Annotated in this window: 2 protein-coding genes; both read right to left on the bottom strand. The window is 49.5% G+C overall.

Features of this window, described 5'->3' with window-relative positions:
• Positions 1–946 (bottom strand): RagB/SusD family nutrient uptake outer membrane protein (locus VIM87_RS05505; RefSeq protein ID WP_331996009.1); only part of this gene is annotated, 946 nt, incomplete at its 3' end.
• A 3-nt stretch (positions 947–949) separates the two neighbouring features.
• Positions 950–2,740: TonB-dependent receptor domain-containing protein (locus tag VIM87_RS05500; protein WP_331996008.1), on the bottom strand; the 1,791-nt coding region annotated here is incomplete at its 5' end.

Here is a 2,740-nt window from a genome sequence, read left to right as displayed (position 1 = left end):
TACCGCCCCAGGGCGAGAATTGCAGGTTAAAGGTGGCCTGGCATTCCTGCGGCAGCGTTTGCATGTGATGGTCAAACGCATTCCAGTCTGTTACATATTTATCATCGAACGGCAAAGGAAAGATGATCTCTTTTGAATCTTCATTATTGGTGATGAACACATTCTTCTGGTTCATTTCCAGGCTATACAGCTTGGAATCTATTACCGCGTTGCACTGCTCCAGGCACTTTGCCCATTGTGCAGTACCTGAGTACACTTCCGCATTCAGATACACTTTGGCCAGCAAGGTGCGTGCAGCCCACTGGTTAAACCGTCCGTAGGTCGACTGGTCGCTTTTGGTGCTGAGCAATGAAAGATTATCCGTGATCTCTTTCACAATAAAATCATATACCTCTTTCCGGGTGCTCTGTTTCGGCAGAAAACCATCAGGCACTGTAAAATCAGTAACAACAGGCACATTGCCGAACATATCGCAAAGCACCCAGTAATAAGAGGCCCTTAATACTTTCAGCTCTGCCAGCACATTTTCCTTGCCATCTGCTACCGGGATAACGCCGGATGATATTTGCTCAATTACCCGGTTGCAGTTATTAATGCCTTCGTAGGTCCTGGTCCAGCAGTTAACCGGGATGGCGTCCTCTGAGGTCCATTTGTGATAATGGAACCTGCGGTATCCTCCATCATCCACCCATCCCCAGGGCCTTTTAGGGATCAGCAATTCATCACCTGAAAGCTCCTGCGCCCAGAAATAACTTTGCCACAGGTTAAACAGCTTGCGCCAGGGTATGTACGCTGCGGCAATCAGCGGTTCAAGGTCCTTTTCCGTAGGCTTGAACTGGTCTACTATTACCTGGTTATAATTTTTGTCTTTCAGCTTGGTGCAGGAAAAAGCCGGCAGCAGGCATAGAAAAGCAATGGCTATGATCGAATAATTTTTCTTGTTCATCGGTTAAAAGTTTACGTTAACACCAACAGTAAAAGCACGCGTGGTCGGATATTTCTCACGGCCGTCATTGCCCGGCGCCAGGCCGGTCCAGGTCACCTCCGGATCTATGCCCTTGTATCCTGTGATCATGAAAGTATTGCGTGAGGATGCATATACCCTGATGGAGTGTATGTATTTGATGCCGGTTGTGGGGATATTATATCCCAGCGCAATATTGTCAACCTTCCAGAAATCGCCGTTCTCCACATAATAGCTGTTGAACTCCAGCGGCAGGTTGCTGTTCAGCACCGCTTTACCGTAGATCTTATCATATGCTGATTTCAGACGGTTATACTGCTGGTAGCCGGTGTTCTCATAATACATGCGCTGTGAGTTGATGATCTGGAATTTGAATGATCCGCGCATGGTGATATTCAGATCAAAGTGCTTATACCGGAACGTGTTGTTCCAGGCGGCATGGAACCTCGGAACGCCGTTGCCAATGATCTTCTTATCCTCAAACCCGCGGTTGAACTGGTCATAGGGAACCGGCTTGCCGTCCTTGCCTTCATAGATCCATTTACCGTCTTCGGAAATATCAACCACCTTATAGCCGTGGAAATTGCCGATCTCCTTGCCGATCTCCACCAGGTGCGTATGCGTTTGTATGGGTACGCCTGCAGCGCCTTCCGTAAAGTAGTTTACGCTCAGCTTATACAGGTCGTTGGAGAGCTTTACCAGCTTGTTGCTGTTGGTATTATAGTTAATGGTGGTGCTCCACTCAAAATCCTTTTTCTTCACGGGTATGAAGTTCAATTGTACTTCCACACCCTTGTTCTGCATTACGCCTACATTGGCGGTAGTGGAAGGATACTGGTTGGGAGGGCTGGGCACCTGGTATTCCCACAGCAGGCCGTCAATATTGCGCACATAATAGTCCACAGAGCCGCTGATCCTTCCTTTCAGGATAGAGAAATCAAGACCCAGGTTGGTTTCTTTTTTCTCCTCCCACTTCAGGTTCGGATTTGGGTTTTGTGCCGGGGTCAGGGACCTTACCCAGTTACCGTTCAGCAGGTAATAGTCGCCATAGGAAAGCGTGGCTGCACCCAGGAAAAGCGCTGAAGGCGCCGTGCCTGTTACGCCGTAACCGGCCCTTAATTTCAGATCATCAAAAATTTCCAGCCCTTGCATAAAAGGCTCCCTATTGATACGCCATCCCACAGAGATCGCAGGGAAGTTACCCCAGGGTTTCTTTGCGCCATAAAGCTGGCTGGCTGCTTCGCGCCGCAGGCTTCCCAGCAGCAGGTACCTGTCTTTGTAGCTGTAGGTAACCCTGCCGAAAAAGCCTATCAGGTTGGTCTCCGACCGGAAGCTGTATTCCGGCGCCAGCCCTTCTTTAATGGCATTGCCGCTGCCGATGTTGTTATAGCTGAAAAGGTCTGTCGGGAAATCCCAGTTCTGCATCCAGTTCTCACTGAAATCACTTTCCTGGTAGCTGTAGCCGCCCAGTATGGTGAACCTGTGCTCACGAAGGGTTTTGCTGTATTCTGCCGTTAGCTCCATTAACCGGTCAACACCTTCTTCTGCGCCTGTGGATGCATAGCCGTTACGGCCATCGCGCAGGGTGGAAATATGCCGTTTGGTTTCAGCATATCCTCTTGACTGGTTGTATTTGGAATAGGAGAACAGGGCATTCAGCCGCAGGCCGGTCACCGGTGTAAAGGTGATGTTGCCGTTATAGCGGGTGCGCTGTTCTGTGTTCCGGCCATCGCTTTCGTACAGGCGTGCCAGTGGATTCTCATATTCAAACAGGGA

Origin of the sequence: Chitinophaga sp., assembly GCF_036569125.1 — a bacterium.
Taxonomy (GTDB): domain Bacteria; phylum Bacteroidota; class Bacteroidia; order Chitinophagales; family Chitinophagaceae; genus Chitinophaga.
This window is presented reverse-complemented; position numbering and strand designations above follow the sequence as displayed.